Origin of the sequence: Rhizobium sp. ZX09, assembly GCF_017357485.1 — a bacterium.
GTDB lineage: Bacteria > Pseudomonadota > Alphaproteobacteria > Rhizobiales > Rhizobiaceae > Agrobacterium > Agrobacterium pusense.
On sequence record NZ_CP031363.1, the window covers coordinates 2,708,162 to 2,723,850 of the forward strand.

General features: G+C 58.6%; 15 protein-coding genes. 3 read left to right on the forward strand and 12 right to left on the reverse strand.

Annotation, left to right across the window (positions count from 1 at the left end; genetic code table 11):
- Positions 1-9: 9 nt before the first annotated feature.
- The 8 genes from tsaE to chvI all read right to left on the reverse strand — a co-directional run bounded on the left by tsaE (position 10) and on the right by chvI (position 9,741).
- Positions 10-1,521: a tRNA (adenosine(37)-N6)-threonylcarbamoyltransferase complex ATPase subunit type 1 TsaE gene (tsaE, locus tag BTN45_RS13230; RefSeq protein ID WP_207588247.1), complete on the reverse strand. Its 1,512-nt coding sequence runs from the start codon at positions 1,519-1,521 to the stop codon at positions 10-12.
- The gene (locus BTN45_RS13235) at positions 1,518-4,163 is read right to left on the reverse strand and encodes a PAS domain-containing sensor histidine kinase (RefSeq protein WP_207588250.1); all 2,646 of its coding nucleotides are present in this window, start codon (positions 4,161-4,163) and stop codon (positions 1,518-1,520) included. The genes tsaE and BTN45_RS13235 overlap by 4 nt, the downstream gene beginning before the upstream one ends.
- Positions 4,164-4,371: 208 nt before the next feature.
- A complete protein-coding gene (ahcY, locus tag BTN45_RS13240; RefSeq protein ID WP_004444302.1) occupies positions 4,372-5,772 on the reverse strand; it encodes an adenosylhomocysteinase in 1,401 nt (466 codons plus the stop codon).
- 127 nt (positions 5,773-5,899) lie between these two features.
- On the reverse strand, positions 5,900-6,175 hold the full coding sequence (locus BTN45_RS13245) for an HPr family phosphocarrier protein (RefSeq protein WP_004444304.1): 276 nt from the start codon (positions 6,173-6,175) through the stop codon (positions 5,900-5,902).
- Between the two features lie 11 nt (positions 6,176-6,186).
- Complete coding sequence (locus BTN45_RS13250) at positions 6,187-6,588, reverse strand: PTS sugar transporter subunit IIA (protein WP_003505374.1); 402 nt, start codon at positions 6,586-6,588, stop codon at positions 6,187-6,189.
- Positions 6,589-6,713: 125 nt separating this feature from the next.
- Positions 6,714-7,178: an HPr kinase/phosphorylase gene (locus BTN45_RS13255; protein ID WP_207588252.1), complete on the reverse strand. Its 465-nt coding sequence runs from the start codon at positions 7,176-7,178 to the stop codon at positions 6,714-6,716.
- Entirely contained in the window at positions 7,168-8,958 is a 1,791-nt protein-coding gene (gene chvG, locus BTN45_RS13260) for a two-component system sensor histidine kinase ChvG (protein ID WP_022555320.1), read from the reverse strand. Before chvG ends, BTN45_RS13255 begins: the two co-directional genes overlap by 11 nt.
- 57 nt (positions 8,959-9,015) lie before the next feature.
- The gene (gene chvI, locus BTN45_RS13265) at positions 9,016-9,741 is read right to left on the reverse strand and encodes a two-component system response regulator ChvI (protein ID WP_006700117.1); all 726 of its coding nucleotides are present in this window, start codon (positions 9,739-9,741) and stop codon (positions 9,016-9,018) included.
- Positions 9,742-10,078: 337 nt separating this feature from the next.
- On the opposite strand from chvI, the gene BTN45_RS13270 reads away from it, so the two are divergent.
- From BTN45_RS13270 to lysM, 3 genes are all read left to right on the forward strand, one after another.
- Positions 10,079-11,689 (forward strand): phosphoenolpyruvate carboxykinase, encoded by a 1,611-nt coding sequence (locus tag BTN45_RS13270; protein WP_035208087.1) that lies wholly within the window; start codon positions 10,079-10,081, stop codon positions 11,687-11,689.
- A 127-nt stretch (positions 11,690-11,816) separates the two neighbouring features.
- Positions 11,817-12,251 (forward strand): alternative ribosome rescue aminoacyl-tRNA hydrolase ArfB, encoded by a 435-nt coding sequence (gene arfB, locus BTN45_RS13275; RefSeq protein WP_004444320.1) that lies wholly within the window; start codon positions 11,817-11,819, stop codon positions 12,249-12,251.
- 86 nt (positions 12,252-12,337) lie between these two features.
- Positions 12,338-12,787 (forward strand): peptidoglycan-binding protein LysM, encoded by a 450-nt coding sequence (gene lysM / locus BTN45_RS13280; RefSeq protein ID WP_006700119.1) that lies wholly within the window; start codon positions 12,338-12,340, stop codon positions 12,785-12,787.
- A 48-nt stretch (positions 12,788-12,835) separates the two neighbouring features.
- On the opposite strand, the gene coaA is transcribed toward lysM, so the two are convergent.
- The 4 genes from coaA to hisA are packed head-to-tail and all read right to left on the reverse strand — an operon-like array spanning position 12,836 to position 15,689.
- A complete protein-coding gene (gene coaA / locus BTN45_RS13285; protein ID WP_004444323.1) occupies positions 12,836-13,837 on the reverse strand; it encodes a type I pantothenate kinase in 1,002 nt (333 codons plus the stop codon).
- Positions 13,834-14,157 carry a phosphoribosyl-ATP diphosphatase gene (locus BTN45_RS13290; protein ID WP_142186930.1) on the reverse strand — a complete coding sequence of 108 codons (324 nt, stop codon included), beginning with the start codon at positions 14,155-14,157 and terminating at the stop codon, positions 13,834-13,836. Before BTN45_RS13290 ends, coaA begins: the two co-directional genes overlap by 4 nt.
- A 15-nt stretch (positions 14,158-14,172) precedes the next feature.
- Positions 14,173-14,949: an imidazole glycerol phosphate synthase subunit HisF gene (hisF, locus tag BTN45_RS13295; RefSeq protein ID WP_004444327.1), complete on the reverse strand. Its 777-nt coding sequence runs from the start codon at positions 14,947-14,949 to the stop codon at positions 14,173-14,175.
- Positions 14,946-15,689, reverse strand: a complete 744-nt coding sequence (hisA, locus tag BTN45_RS13300; RefSeq protein WP_207588254.1) for a 1-(5-phosphoribosyl)-5-[(5-phosphoribosylamino)methylideneamino]imidazole-4-carboxamide isomerase — start codon at positions 15,687-15,689, stop codon at positions 14,946-14,948. Before hisA ends, hisF begins: the two co-directional genes overlap by 4 nt.

The window sequence follows — 15,689 nt, forward strand, 5'->3', positions numbered from 1 at the left end:
AACCGTCTTTCAGTCGTTAAAGTCCATGCCCATGCGCAGGCACCAGTCTCTGAGCGGCGCAAGTTCCGGATGCGAAAGCGCTGCGGCGAGATAGCGGAACGTCCGCGGCATATGCTTCATATAACCGGGTTTGCCATCCCGTTCCATCAGCCTGACCCAGATACCGGCAAGCTTGCAGTTGCGCTGCGCCGACATGATGGAAAAGGCCTTGAGAAAAGCAGCCTCGTCGAAAGAAGGCGTGTGTCGCCTGCTCTGGAGATAATGCGAAAGCAGGCGTGCCTGCAATCCGGGCTCGATTGTAACCCGGGCATCCTGAACAATGGAAGCGAGATCATAGGCGGTCGGGCCAATCATCGCGTCCTGAAAATCGATCAGGCCGACCTGTCGTACGCCGGCGTTCTGCTGTTGCCAGAGGATATTTGGCGAATGGAAGTCGCGCAGCAGCAGCCCGTTTTCGCAATCCGCAAGCGAGTCGATCAGAGCGTCCCAGATGGCGTAATATTCCTGCTTCTCGCCATCGGACAGTGGCCTGCCGCGCTTATAGGGCAGATACCATTCCACCAGCAGCGAGACCTCGATCTTCATCGCCTGCCGGTCAAAGGGCGGAACCTCATAGGTGTTGCCATCACCCACGGGCAGGGGACCGGGTTGTGACGCTTGATGAAGTGCCGCCAAAAAGGCAACGCTCTCCAGATAGCGCTCCTCGATTGGGGCGCCATCGGCGGCTAACACTCCATCTCGCCCCAGATCCTGCAACAGGAGAATGCCTTGGTCGATGTCCCCCGCGATGATCTCCGGCGCGCAAAAGCCGCGATTCCGCAGATAATTACCGATCGCCACGAAGGAGCGGGCATCCTGGGCGAGATGGGCAATCTCCGCATAGGTCTTGCCGTCGGCGACGATGGCGCCTTTCAAGGGGCGGCGCCAATCCATCAGGATAAGGTCCGGGCCATCGGTGGAAATGGTCTCATAGGCACGGGTGGAAGCATCGCCGCTCAGAAAGCGGCGGACCGCGTCACCTCGGCCATTTCTGGCGAGGAATTCCCGGATGGCAAAAACCCGCTCAAGCCGCGCTTTCGGTTTTGCCGGAGCCTCGATGGAGGCGATCCGCCCTTCGCCGGAATGTGTCAGCGTCAGGGTTACGGTCTGCCCGGGTGGCAGAATCTCTCCTGCTATATCCGGCCACTCGATCAGGCAGATGCCGTCCTCCAGCATCTCATCGATGCCGAGCTCATCCAGTTCGGAAACATCCGAAAGCCGGTAGAGGTCGAGATGGGCAATTGGAATGCGGGTGGCATAGGTTTGGACGATGGTGAAGGTGGGGCTCGGAACCTCAAGATCCGGCTCGTCCGCCATCGCTCGGATGAAGGCGCGGGCAAGCGTCGATTTACCAGCGCCAAGGTCGCCGACCAACGCCAGACAATCGCCGGGCTTCAGCGCCAGCGCGAGGTCTTCACCGAGCCTGATGGTGTCCTTTTCCCCCGCGAGAGGAATGGTGATCGGCAAGACATTTTCGATCATTCTGCGGCAATGGAATGCGGACGCGTGGCGGAAGGAATGCGGCAGGTGACGGTGGTGCCGTTGCCGGGCCGGCTGTCTATGCTAACCGTTCCATGGTGGAGACTGACGAAACTTTCGACAATGGAAAGGCCAAGCCCGGCGCCGGTTCGCCGGCCGCCATTGCCGCGGGTCGAAAAACGATCGAAAACCGTTTTCAGCATGTCTTCCGGGATGCCCGGTCCCTTGTCCGCCACAGAGAATATGAAGTCACCTTCGCTGCGCTGGCAGGAAAGCGTAACTGAAGACCCTTCCGGCGCGAAATTGATCGCATTGGTCAGGAGCTTGATGAGGATCTGCTTCAGGCGCTGGTGGTCTGCCACCAGATTGCCGAGATGAGCCGGGACGACGATCTGAAGTGAAATGCCGCTTTCCTGCAGCCGGTCCGCGATCTGCACCGAAACATCTTCGAGCAATTCGTTCAGGTCATTATCCGAATAATTGAGTTGCATGATGCCGGCATCGACGGTCGCAAGATCGAGAATATCATTGACGATCGTCAGAAGGACCGAGGAGGATGTGGAAATATGGTCGAGATATTCCGCCTGCCGCTCCGTCAGTTCCCCAAGGCCCGGCGTCTTCAGGAGATCGGTGAAGCCGATAATGTTTGTCAGCGGCGAACGCAGCTCATAGGAAACATGCTGCACAAAATCATTCTTCAACTCATCTGCCTTGAGAAGAGCGTCGTTCTTTTCCATAAGGGCGCGCTCAGCCCGTACGCTGTCCGTCATGTTGACAAAGGTCAGCATGGTCTGCGCATCCGGCAGCGGAATGATCGCATAATCAAGGACGAGGCCGGAAAGCAGTTCCAGTGTGCCTTGCCGGGATGGCCGCTCATCATCGAAACTGGTGATGAACTGGCTGAAGGCGCGCCAGCCGTCCGGCCCGTCGTAGGATGGTGCGCAGGCGGTTTCGATGGCGCGGATGTGCGTTCCGGTTTCGGCCTGTTCGGCAGTCACACCCCACAGCGCCCGGAATGCCGGGTTCGACAGGCGAATACGACCGTCCGCACCGAACACGGCGACCCCCTCGGCCAGATGGTCGATGGTTTCGCCCTGCACTTTCACCAATGTGTTGTAGCGCATTTGCAGATCGACCTGCTCGGTCAGGTTTTCGAAAACCCAGGTTGCGCCACCCTGCGGATGGGCCGTCGCAATCACCCGCAGTGTCTGGCCGTTGGGCAGGTGCCAGAGATCGGTCTTGGTATCGAGCGAACGGTATACGGAGAGCGCCGTCTCCTTCCAGTTCTTCCAGTTGAGCTGCTCGGGCAATTTGCCGGCGGTGCGCAACCTGTCGAGAAGCTCTGAATTGTCAGGCCCAGATTCGAGGAACATCAGGTCGAGGCCCCACAGGGTCGCAAAAGCCTGATTATAGAATTGCAGCCGCTGCCGGCCATCGAAAATGGCGACGGGCGTTGCCAGATGATCCAGCGTTTCGGCGTGGCTCTTCAGAACCCGCTTCAGTTCCTCGCTGATGGTTTCGGCCTCGGTGGCATCGATGGCGATACCGGCAGACCCGCCCGCCGTTTTGATGTCGACGACATCGAAGAAGCTGCGATTACCCGCAACCACCGTGGAAATACGGTCGTGATAGGGCGATTCCGGGGTCGCGGCCGCGCGTATCTTCTGCCGGGTAACCGTGTTCAGAAGTTCTCGTTTCTCCTGAATGGCCTGTTCCGCATTCCGCGCATCCACTGCCTGTGCATAGGCATGGTTCACCCAGATAAGTTCGCCTTCGCCATTGCGACGCCAGACGGGCTGCTCAATGGAATCGAGAAGTTCCTGAAAAGTCGAGACGGAAGCGATCAGCCGTTCACGCTCCACCTGCAGTTCGGCGAGCTCCGCACGCAGATTGTTGAGGGCGATGAAGCGTGCAAAGGCATTGCCGCCGGAAACCCGGCCCTGAACCTCGATAACTTCGCCGCGATGCGTTTCGATGGTGAGATCGAAACTCTGTGCGTGGCTACGAAGTTTCTCAATGGATTTCTCAAGCTGACTGGCGGATGCCGGTTTCAGCCAGCGGCCAAAGGCCAGAAAATCCTGGTCCGCCTGCGGCACGCCTGTCTCGGCCGGCAGCTGCCCCAGAAATTCCGGACGGTTTTCTGCGCCATCCCAGATGACGATGCGGCGGCTCTTGTCGGAAATCAGCGCTTCGTATTTGGCGATCTTGTGGTGAGACTGGGCAAGCGCCTGGCGAAATTCGCTGCTCTCCGCCTCTATATTGCCGCGCTGGCGCACCAGCCAGACGACTGAAAACAGCGTCGCGGAAAGCATACCCACGAAAAGCGAATAGGTTATGGTTTCACCTGATGAAAACAGCCGAGCGCCGGCTTTGGCCGCAAGTCCATCCTGCGCCAGCGCTACGGTGGCTGAACCGGCCAGAAACGTGCCGGAAAGCAGGAAGGGAAGCCGTGAAAAGCCGGTCCGGATCGCACGGATTGCCAGCCGGCAACGTGCCAGAGCATTTCCAGGAAAAGTGAACACCGGTTTTCCGTCCGCAGATGCGCCAAAACGCACCAGAGTCTGTGCGCTCAATGCCACGCCCGCTTGCGTGTTTTCAACGCGTTGAACTGTCTGCTTGCGCAGATCCGAATTTTGAACCGACATCCCCGGTCTGTCTCCGTCCTATGTGCCGCATCTTCGACAAGACATCCCATTTCGTCCGCACCGCCCTGTGGTGCGTCCGAATCAAGTCTGATGACAATACCGCCTTCATAAATCTGCGAAAAGGGAGCGCGCAAAAAAGATGCCGCGCGCTTTGTCAAGCGCGCGGCATCTAGATATTGTGTAATTTCAGTGGATATTAACTATGAAATTAATATCTGTAGTGGTCCGCCTTGAACGGGCCCTGCTTCGAGACGCCGATATAATCTGCCTGAACGTCGGAAAGTTCAGTCAGGCGCACACCAAGCTTCTCGAGATGGAGGCGTGCGACCTTCTCGTCGAGGTGCTTCGGCAGCACGTAAACGTCGTTCTTGTATTCGCCCTGCTTGGTGAAGAGTTCGATCTGGCCCAACACCTGGTTGGTGAAGGAGGCCGACATGACGAAGGAGGGGTGACCGGTGGCGTTGCCAAGGTTCAGAAGACGGCCTTCGGACAGCAGGATGATGCGGTTGCCCTTCGGGAACTCGATCATGTCGACCTGCGGCTTGATGTTCGTCCACTTGAGGTTACGCAGCGATGCGACCTGAATCTCGTTGTCGAAGTGGCCGATATTGCCGACGATCGCCATGTCCTTCATCTCGCGCATGTGCTCGATGCGGATGACGTCCTTGTTGCCTGTCGTGGTGATGAAGATATCGGCGGAGGAAACAACGTCCTCCAGGCGAACGACTTCGAAACCGTCCATGGCGGCCTGCAGTGCGCAGATCGGGTCGATTTCGGTCACCTTCACGCGGGCGCCGGCGCCCTGCAGCGAAGCGGCCGAACCCTTGCCAACATCGCCGTATCCGCACACCACGGCAACCTTGCCGGCCATCATCACGTCGGTTGCACGGCGAATGCCGTCAACCAGCGATTCTTTGCAACCGTATTTGTTGTCGAACTTGGACTTGGTGACGCTGTCATTGACGTTGATCGCCGGGAAAGGCAGCAGGCCCTTCTTGCTGAGGTCGTAGAGACGGTGCACGCCGGTCGTCGTTTCTTCGGTGACACCCTTCAGGGCGTCGCGCTGCTTGGTGAACCAGCCGGGCGAAGCCTTGAGGCGCTTGTTGATCTGCGCGAAGAGAATTTCTTCTTCTTCGGAGCCGGGATTGGAGAGCACGTCTTCGCCCGCTTCCGCGCGTGCGCCCAGCAGGATGTACATGGTGGCATCGCCGCCATCGTCGAGGATCATGTTGGAGAGACCGCCGTCGGTCCACTGGAAGATCTTGTCGGTATATTCCCAATATTCCGTCAGGCTCTCACCCTTGACGGCAAAGACCGGAATGCCGGCTGCCGCAATGGCCGCTGCAGCATGGTCCTGGGTCGAGAAGATGTTGCAGGAGGCCCAGCGAATGTCTGCACCGAGTTCCTTCAGCGTCTCGATGAGAACGCCGGTCTGGATCGTCATGTGAAGCGAACCGGAAATGCGGGCGCCCTTCAGCGGCTTGCTTTCACCGAACTCCTTGCGGCAGGACATCAGGCCCGGCATTTCGGTTTCGGCGATGTCGAGTTCCTTGCGGCCGAATGCGGCAAGGTTGATATCGGCGACGATGTAGTCCTTCTCAAGGCTCATGAGATTCTCCAGATCAGAAGCGCCGCACATCGCGGCCCGGCTTTTTACGTAGCAGCGGTTTAGCAGGCCACGAGCGATCTGGCAATAATGATATAAAGAAGTCTTTATGTCTTTATATGGCGCCGGCTCAGGCTTCTTCGCCGAACCGGTCGGCGACCAGGGCCTCAAGTGCGGCGAGCGCCTCTTCGGCCTGATTGCCGCTCGCCTCGACATAGACACTGCATCCGGGGCTGGCCGCCAGCATCATGAGACCCATGATCGAGGTGCCGCCGACGGTCATGCCGTCTTTCGAAACCGTGATGGTCGCGTCGAAGCCTTCAACCATCTGCACGAATTTCGCTGATGCCCGGGCATGGAGACCGCGTTTGTTGATGATCGGTAGTTCCCGGGAGAGTGGCGACATGGGCTGACTTCTTATTTGCCGCTTAAAACGCGGCTGGCGACGTTGATATATTTGCGGCCGGCATCGGATGCGTCCTGAAGGGCCTTGTCCATATTGTCTTCGCTGCGAACGCCGGCAAGTTTGATCAGCATCGGCAGGTTAACCCCGGCGATGACTTCGACATTGCCGTTATTCATGACCGAAATCGCAAGATTGGAAGGCGTGCCGCCAAACATGTCCGTCAGGATGATGACGCCATTGCCGTCATTGGCGCGCGCGACAGCGTCGATGATATCCTGCCGGCGCTGATCCATGTCGTCTTCGGGACCGATACAGACCGTCTCGATCAATTTCTGGGGACCGACGACATGCTCCAACGCATGACGAAACTCCTCAGCCAGCTTGCCATGGGTGACAAGCACTAGTCCGATCATGAAATGCTCCCTTGCACACGCACTCTCATTGCCGACTATCGCAACGCGGCAATCCTGTCCATCGGTGGGATTTCATCTTGATGAGGAAAATGCGAATCGCAAGCCTAAAATCGCCCGAATCATCGTCACTTCACATTCGTTTTGAAAAGATTCTGAGCAAGTGCAGCAAATTTTCCATAGGGCATGAGACTTGAAAGCGGAATACGCAGAAGCGGAAGATGCCCGCCGCACGGCAGCGATAACATCTCGTCATCTTCGGGAAGTCTTGGATTTTCGGGTGAAACAACTGTCGTGACGGCGAAATGTAGTGGCGCGCGCGCAATGCTTTTAAGTGAAACAATGCCGCTGCCGCGTAATTCCAACAGGCCGGCGATGGCTTCTGGCCGTTCGGCGATGATGGTCTCGCCATCGCGATACACGAAAATCTGATCGTCCGCAATCAATGCGGCCGGCAATCCGCACCGTTCCGCCTCCGTCAGGAAGCTGAAGGCGAGTTCGCTTTTGCCGCTGCCCGACGGCCCCGTGAAAAGGATGCCGGTGTTTTGAACAACGATGGCGGTTGCGTGCAGGTTGAAGCGTTCAGCGTTCATGGGTTTCGGCCGCCGGCAGCGACAGGGTGAAGCGCGCGCCTGATATCACGCCATATTTGTCGACGACGTTCTCTGCCCGCAGGCTGCCGCCATGGGCTTCCGCGATCTGGCGGCTGATGGAAAGGCCAAGGCCGGAGTTCTGTCCGAAACCTTCGCTCGCCGGCCGGTCGGTGTAGAAACGCTCAAAAATCCGGTCGATATCTTCGGCCTGAATGCCGGGCCCGTTGTCCTCCACCTGCACGATGCAACGATCCTTGTGACGGGAGAGGCGCACGGTGATGCGGCCACTTTCTTCGGCAACGAAGGAGCGCGCATTCTCGATGAGGTTGGTGACGATCTGGCCGATACGCAGATCGTGGCCGTTCACCACGAAGGAGGTCTTTGTGCCCGCTTTCCGGTCGACAACATAGTCGATCGTCACGCTTTTCTTCTTGGTGCTTATCTGGCGGGATATATCCACCAGACCCTTCATCAGCACATCAAGATCGAGCGGCGCGGCGTCGGCGCGCGCCAGTTCGGCGTCAAGCCGTGAGGCGTCCGAAATATCGCTGATCAGGCGGTCGAGACGGCGCACATCGTGGAAGATGATCTCGGTCAGGCGCTGTTTGGACTCTTCGGTCTTGGCGCGCGGCAGGGTTTCCACGGCGCTGCGCAGCGAGGTCAGCGGGTTCTTGAGCTCGTGGCTGACATCGGCGGCGAAACTTTCAATCGCATCGATACGGTCGTAAAGCGCCGTCGTCATTTCACGCAGCGCAATAGAGAGGTTGCCGATCTCATCCTGGCGCGCCGAGAAATCCGGTATTTCCTCACGGGTTCTCGCCCCGCGGCGTACGCGGATTGCGGCCGCCGACAGCCGCCGCAGCGGCGTGGCGATGGTGGAGGAGAGGAGCAGCGACAGCACGATGTTGACCAGCGTGGCGATGCCGAAGACGCGCATGATGGCGAGGCGCTCGGCATGCACGATCTTGTCGATATCGCCCGCTTGTGTCGAAAGCAGCAGAACGCCGAGCACTGCCCGGAAGCGCTGTACCGGTACGGCCACGGAAACAATCAGCTCACCCTTTTCCGTGACACGCACGACCGCGCCGCGCACGCCGGTCAGCGCGTTCATCACTTCCGGATAGATAGAGCCATCGCCGCCGGGCGCTTCCTTGTATTGCGGCAGGCTGCTCGGCTGCAGCATGCGGTTGAACATGCTGGTGAACCAGTCGCCCCAGGTCTGCGTCTCGGGCGTTACTGGCGGCAGGTCGAAGCGCAGCACCTGACCGCGCGAATAAAGGTGGCGGGAATCGAGCAGCAGATTGGCATCGGCATCGAACAGCCGCGCGCGAGTGCGCGTCGGCGAAATCAGCCGCCGCAGCACTGGTGCCACCCGTTCGGGATTGATCGGGAAACTCAAATCCTCATCGTTCGGTGCGGGCGTGATGCTCTGGCCCGCCTGCAACTCGAGCAGCTTTTCCGGATTGATGGTGATCGAGTTGGTATCGACAGAGGCGGAAGCGGAAACCGCGCCGGCGATGATTTCGCCCTGCGTCAGCAGGCTTTCCACGCGCGCATCGATCAGCCCCTCGCGGAACTGGTTGAGATAGAGAATGCCGCCGACCAGAACCACCGTCGCGGCGACGTTGAAGAACAGGATGCGGCGCGTGAGGCTGGAAAACACCGCATTGCCGAAAATGCGCCGGATGATCGTCAGCGGATGGATACGATGGCGGCGTTCGCTGCCGCGTTCTTCGGCATCGTCACTGTCCGAGACGGTTTCCGGCGTTTTTTTCAACACGTATTCAAGTCCTTACCACCCCATACCGGGCGGTCCCTTCTGCGTGAGTCGGCTCGTTCAAGCCGCTTCGCGGAAGCGATATCCTACGCCATAAAGCGTTTCAATCATATCGAAGTCGCCATCGACCAGTTTGAACTTCTTGCGAAGACGCTTGATGTGGCTGTCGATGGTGCGGTCGTCCACATAGACCTGCTCGTCATAGGCGGCATCCATCAGCGCGTCGCGGCTTTTCACGACACCTGGACGTTGTGCCAGCGAATGCAGGATGAGGAATTCGGTTACCGTCAGTGTTACCGGTTCGCCCTTCCAGGTGCAGGTATGCCGTTCCTGATCCATGGCGAGCTGCCCGCGCTCCAGTGTGCGCGCCTGTTGGTCTGCAGTCGGCTTCAGAACGTTGCCGGTTGCGGCGGATGCTTCGCGGCTGCTGGCGCGGCGCAGGATGGCTTTGACGCGTTCCACCAGAAGGCGTTGCGAGAACGGCTTGGTGATGAAGTCGTCCGCGCCCATCTTCAGGCCGAACAATTCGTCGATCTCTTCATCCTTCGAGGTGAGGAAGATGACCGGCAGATCCGACTTCTGGCGAAGGCGCCGCAAAAGCTCCATGCCATCCATGCGGGGCATCTTAATATCGAAAATGGCGAGCTGCGGCGGACGGGCGATCAACCCGTCAAGCGCGGAAGCGCCGTCCGTATACGTTTCGACCCGGTAGCCTTCGGCTTCGAGCGCGATCGATACCGAAGTGAGAATATTCCGGTCATCGTCGACAAGCGCGATCGTCTGCATGTAGTTGGTCTCCATCGTCATTTTCTCGTAACTCCCGACATTCACCCAGCCAGGTTGTGCGCCGCGAGCCACTCTCTTGAGTATAAAGGTGGAACAAATTGTGGCAAAGGAAAACTCACCTAAAATCGCAAGGGTAGGACGAGGAGATTTCGTAGAGACGCCGCAGCTGAATTTTAATGCGTCTTCAACCGATTTAAAAAGAAATAAAATCTTTTAAATCGATTAATATATTGAAATTACTAAGTTTTTTAAACTTCGGCTCTTGCGTTTCCAAGAGGTGCCACGTATTTTCCGTGAAAATTTCAACGGCCTTATCGTCATTAACAAGGAACGCGTCATGACCGAGATTGGGGTTCATAATCCTGCCAACGGAGTTGCAGAACTCGGATTGGGCAAGGCTTCCCGCGTCTTTTATAACCTCAATGAGAGCGAACTATACGAAGAGGCAATCCGCAACGGCGAGGCCGAGCTGACCATCGATGGTGCGCTGCGCGCCGTCACCGGCCAGCACACGGGCCGTTCTCCGAAGGACAAATTCGTCGTGCGCGACGCGTCCACCGAGAACACCATCTGGTGGGACAACAACAAGCCGCTGTCGCCGGAAAACTTCGAGTTGTTGCGCCAGGACATGTTGGCCCATGCCGCCGGAAAGACGCTCTATGTTCAGGACCTGATCGGCGGCGCCGATGAGGAAAATGCGTTGCCGACACGCGTCGTCACCGAGCTCGCCTGGCATTCGCTGTTCATCCGCAATCTGCTGATCCGTCCGAAGCAGGAAAAACTGGCGGGCTTCAAGCAGAAGCTCACCATCATCAACCTGCCGAGCTTCAAGGCAGATCCGGCCCGTCATGGTGTCCGTTCGGAGACAGTCATCGCCTGCGATCTGACCAACGGCCTCGTTCTCATCGGCGGCACGTCCTATGCCGGTGAAAACAAGAAATCGGTCTTCACGGTGCTGAACTACCTGCTGCCGGCCAAGGGTGTCATGCCCATGCATTGCTCGGCCAATGTCGGTCCGCAAGGTGATTCCGCCGTTTTCTTCGGCCTCTCCGGCACCGGCAAGACCACGCTGTCGGCTGATCCGTCGCGCACGCTGATCGGCGATGACGAACATGGCTGGGGCGAACACGGCATCTTCAATTTCGAAGGCGGCTGCTATGCCAAGGCGATCAAGCTTTCGGCGGAAGCCGAGCCGGAAATTTACGCCGCTACCCGCCGTTTCGGCACGGTTCTCGAGAACGTCGTGCTGGACGAAAACCGCGTTCCTGATTTCAACGACAATTCGCTGACGGAAAACACCCGCAGCGCCTATCCGCTGCACTTCATTCCGAATGCATCGGAGACGGGCATTGCCGGCCACCCGAAGACGATCATCATGCTGACGGCTGACGCCTTCGGCGTGCTGCCGCCGATTGCCCGGCTGACACCGGAGCAGGCCATGTACCACTTCCTCTCCGGTTACACCGCCAAGGTCGCCGGTACGGAAAAGGGCGTGACCGAGCCGGAAGCGACATTCTCCACCTGCTTTGGCGCCCCCTTCATGCCGCGCCATCCAGCCGAATATGGCAACCTGCTGCGTGAGCTGATCGGCAAGCACGGTGTGGATTGCTGGCTGGTCAATACCGGCTGGACCGGCGGCGCTTACGGCATCGGCAAGCGTATGCCCATCAAGGCCACCCGCGCGCTTCTGACCGCCGCTCTCACTGGGGATCTGAAGAACGCACAGTTCCGCACCGATGCGAATTTCGGCTTCGCCGTCCCTCAGTCGCTTGAAGGTGTTGACAGCGCGATCCTCGATCCGCGTTCCACTTGGGCCGATGGCGCAGCTTATGACGCGCAAGCCAAGAAGCTGGTGTCGATGTTCGTCACGAACTTCACCAAGTTCGAAGACCACGTCGACAGCAAGGTTCGTGACGCAGCGCCGGGCCTTTTGCTCGCGGCAGAATGAATAAGCCTCGTTTATGAGGAGGAGGGGAACCCGGCCCAAGTGCCGGGTTTCTTTTTGCCGGGTTCTTTCGTTTTGTCCTTGTTTTCATTTTTCAGGATCTGTGGCATCACCGGCGCGGAGAGAAAACATGGCCAGCGACCCGCTTTACATCAATAACCGCATCACCATTGCCGGCTGGGAGCTGACGGAGCAATTCGTGCTGGCCGGCGGGCCGGGCGGCCAGAACGTCAACAAGGTTTCGACAGCGGTTCAGCTATTTTTCGACATTGCGAATTCACCCTCCCTTCCGGAAAGGGTGAAGGTCAATGCGTTGCGGCTCGGTGGCAGGCGCGTATCAAAAGAAGGCGTGCTGATGATCGAAGCGAGCCGGTTTCGCAGCCAGGAGCGCAATCGTGAGGATGCGCGCGAGCGCCTGAAGGAACTGATCCTCGAAGCCGCCGCCCCCCCGCCGCCGGTGCGCAAGGCTACCAAACCCACCAAGGGCTCCGTCGAGCGCCGCCTCAAGGCGAAGTCCGGTCGCTCCGATATCAAGAAGATGCGCGGCAAACCTTCGGGCGAATAAGCGACGATCAGACGACGAATCTCTCGCCCTTGTCATAGAGCTTCAAATATCGTCTGGTAAGCCTCCCTACAACCAAGGAGGGTGCTATGGGTCTGTTCAATTTCATCAAGGAAGCGGGAAAGAAGCTTGGTATCGGCGGCGACGACGCGCCGGATGTCGAAGCGGTCAAGAAGGAACTCGCTTCCCACGATCTCGGCACCGACAAGGTTCAGGTCGAGGTGGTGGATGACAAGGTTGTCCTGAAGGGCGAAGTGGCCGATCAATCGATTTTCGAAAAGGCGGTCATCGCGGTCGGCAACACGCTCGGCATTTCCAAGGTCGAGGCCGGCGAGTTGAAAGTGGCCGAAGCGCCGGCGAAAGAACCGGTCTTCTATACGGTCAAAAAGGGTGACAATCTCTGGAAGATTGCGGAAGCGCAATATGGCAAGGCCAATGGCGCGAAGAACAACATCATCTTCGAAGCCAACAAGCCGATGCTGACGCACCCCGACAAGATTTATCCCGGCCAGGTTCTGCGCATTCCAGACCTTGCCTGATAACGCCTTGTAATCGCTGCGACGGAGATGCCGCCTTCGCGGCATCTTTCACAATTTGCGAAGCGCGACCGTGTCGATCAGGTGGTTCTTGCCCTTGCGTAAAATAAGGTCGGCGCGCGGGCGGGTCGGCACGATGTTCTGCCGCAGGTTCTTCAGGTTGATGTTCTGCCAGAGGCCTTCAGCAATGCTGAGCGCCGCTTCTTCGCTGATCGAGGCATAACGGTTGAAGAATGAATTGGGATCGCGGAAGGCGGTTTTTCTCAGATTCATGAACCGGTTCACATACCAGTTGTGAATAAGGCCTTCGTCAGCGTCGATATAGATCGAGAAATCGAAAAAGTCGGAAACGATCGGCACGATCCTCCCGCCTGCCGGCAGGTCGCGCGATTGCAGCACGTTGATGCCTTCGAAGATGAGAATATCCGGCTGGTCGATGACAGTGAACTCGTTCGGCAGAACGTCATAGGTCAGGTGCGAATAACGCGGCGCCTTGACATTGGGCTGGCCTGCCTTGATGGCCGACAGGAAACGCAGGAGCGCGCCGATATCGTAGCTCTCCGGGAAGCCTTTGCGCTCCATCAGATTCTCGCGCCGCAATACCTCGTTCGGATAGAGAAATCCGTCAGTGGTGATGAGGTCGACCTTGGGACTGGAAGGCCAGCGCGCCAGAAGCTCTTTCAGAATACGTGCCGTCGTGGATTTGCCAACGGCAACGGAGCCGGCGATGCCGATGACGAAGGGCGTCTTGTTGACGTCAGCCATGTTGAGGAAGCGGTTGCGCTGCTCAAACAGCAGCTGCGATGCTTCCACATGGGAAGACAGCAGGCGCGACAGAGACAGGTAGATGCGCCGCACCTCATCCAGATCGATCGGATCATCCAGCGAACGCAGCCGTTTGACCTCGTCGGCAGAAAGCGTCAATGGAGTATCGGCACGAAACTTCGACCATTCTTCCGAACTGAAGAAGTGGTAGGGCGAATATTCATCCGGTCGGAAATGATCGAGTGTGCTCGGCATGCCTCTCTCCCCGCTGCCTGCCTCGATCTTCATGATGTCGGCCTCGCTGCCTTTTCCGCAAGACCGGTTTGCCCGGTCCTCCGCTCCAGCTCGGCGAAAACCTCATTCAGCGGGATGTCGGCGATCTTCAAAACCACCAGCAGATGGTAAAGCAGGTCCGCCACTTCGTTCTTCAGCCCGTCGCGGTCTTTTGCGATGGCCGCAATGACGGCTTCCACGGCTTCTTCGCCGAGTTTCTTTGCCGCACGCTCCTGGCCGGCCGCAATCAGCTTGGCCGTCCAGGATTCGTCAGGAGAGGCAGCGGCGCGGGTTGCGACGATGCGCTCCAGATCGGAAAGGGAAAATGCGCTCATGGGGGAATCCTGCAATCAGTCGAGACGCATGGCGATGCCATGCTCGGCCATGTAGTTCTTGGCTTCACCGATCGAATAAGTGCCGAAGTGGAAGATCGAAGCGGCAAGCACCGCAGTCGCATGGCCATCCCGAACCCCTGCCACCAGATCATCCAGCGTGCCGACGCCCCCCGAAGCGATGACGGGGACTCGAACCTGATCGGCAATGCTGCGCGTCAGGCCGATATCGTAACCGCTCTTTGTGCCGTCGCGGTCCATCGAGGTGACAAGCAATTCGCCGGCGCCGCGTTCGACCATCTTGATGGCGAATTCCACGGCGTCAATCCCGGTCGGCTGGCGTCCGCCATGGGTGAATATTTCCCAGCGGCCTTCTTCCCCATCCTTCGAAACCCGCTTGGCGTCTATCGAAACGACGATGCACTGGTTGCCGAACTTGTCGGCCGCCTGCGCCACGAAGTCGGGATCCTTGACCGCTGCGGAATTGATCGAGACCTTGTCGGCCCCGCACAGAAGCAGCTTGCGGATGTCGGCGACGGCGCGAACCCCGCCACCGACGGTCAGTGGCATGAAGCAATGATCGGCCGTGCGCGAAACCACATCGAATATCGTGTCGCGATTATCCGAAGAGGCGGTAATGTCCAGGAAGCAGAGTTCGTCCGCGCCTGCCGCATCATAGGCTTTCGCCGCCTCGACCGGGTCGCCGGCGTCGATCAGATCGACGAAGTTCACGCCCTTGACGACACGGCCGTCTTTCACATCCAGGCAGGGAATAACGCGGGCTTTTAGGGTCATACGCGTACCTCCTTTGCGGCCTTGATGAGGGCGAGCGCCTCGGCCGGATCGATACGGCCGTCATAAAGCGCGCGGCCGGAAATCGCGCCCTCAAGCTTTGCCGCATCCGGCTGCAACATGCGCTTGATGTCGTCGATGGAGGCGAGACCACCGGACGCGATGACCGGGATGGAGACGGCGTCGGCCAGTTCCAGCGTTGAGGCCCAATTTATACCGGCCAGAATGCCGTCACGATCGATATCGGTATAGATGATCGCGGCAACACCAGCGCCTTCGAAACGTTTGGCAAGCTCGATCACGCCGACTTCGGAGGCTTCCGCCCAGCCTTCCACCGCAACCTTGCCGCCCTTGGCATCAATGCCGACGGCGACCTGGCCGGGAAAACGCTTGCAGGCTTCAATGACCAGAACCGGATCGCGCACCGCCACGGTGCCGAGAATGACGCGAGCAAGCCCACGGCTCAGCCAGGCCTCGATATGATCGAGCGTGCGGATGCCGCCGCCCAGCTGCACCGGGTTTTTCGTCGCCTTCAAAATGGTATCAACCGCCGCGCCATTGACCGTCTGGCCGGCGAACGCACCGTTGAGATCAACGACATGCAGCCATTCAAAGCCTTGATCCTCGAAAGCTTTCGCCTGTGCGCCGGGGTCGGTATTATAGACGGTGGCCTGGTCCATATCGCCGAGTTTCAGGCGAACACACTGGCCGTCTTTAAGGTCGATTGCGGGAAAAAGAATCAT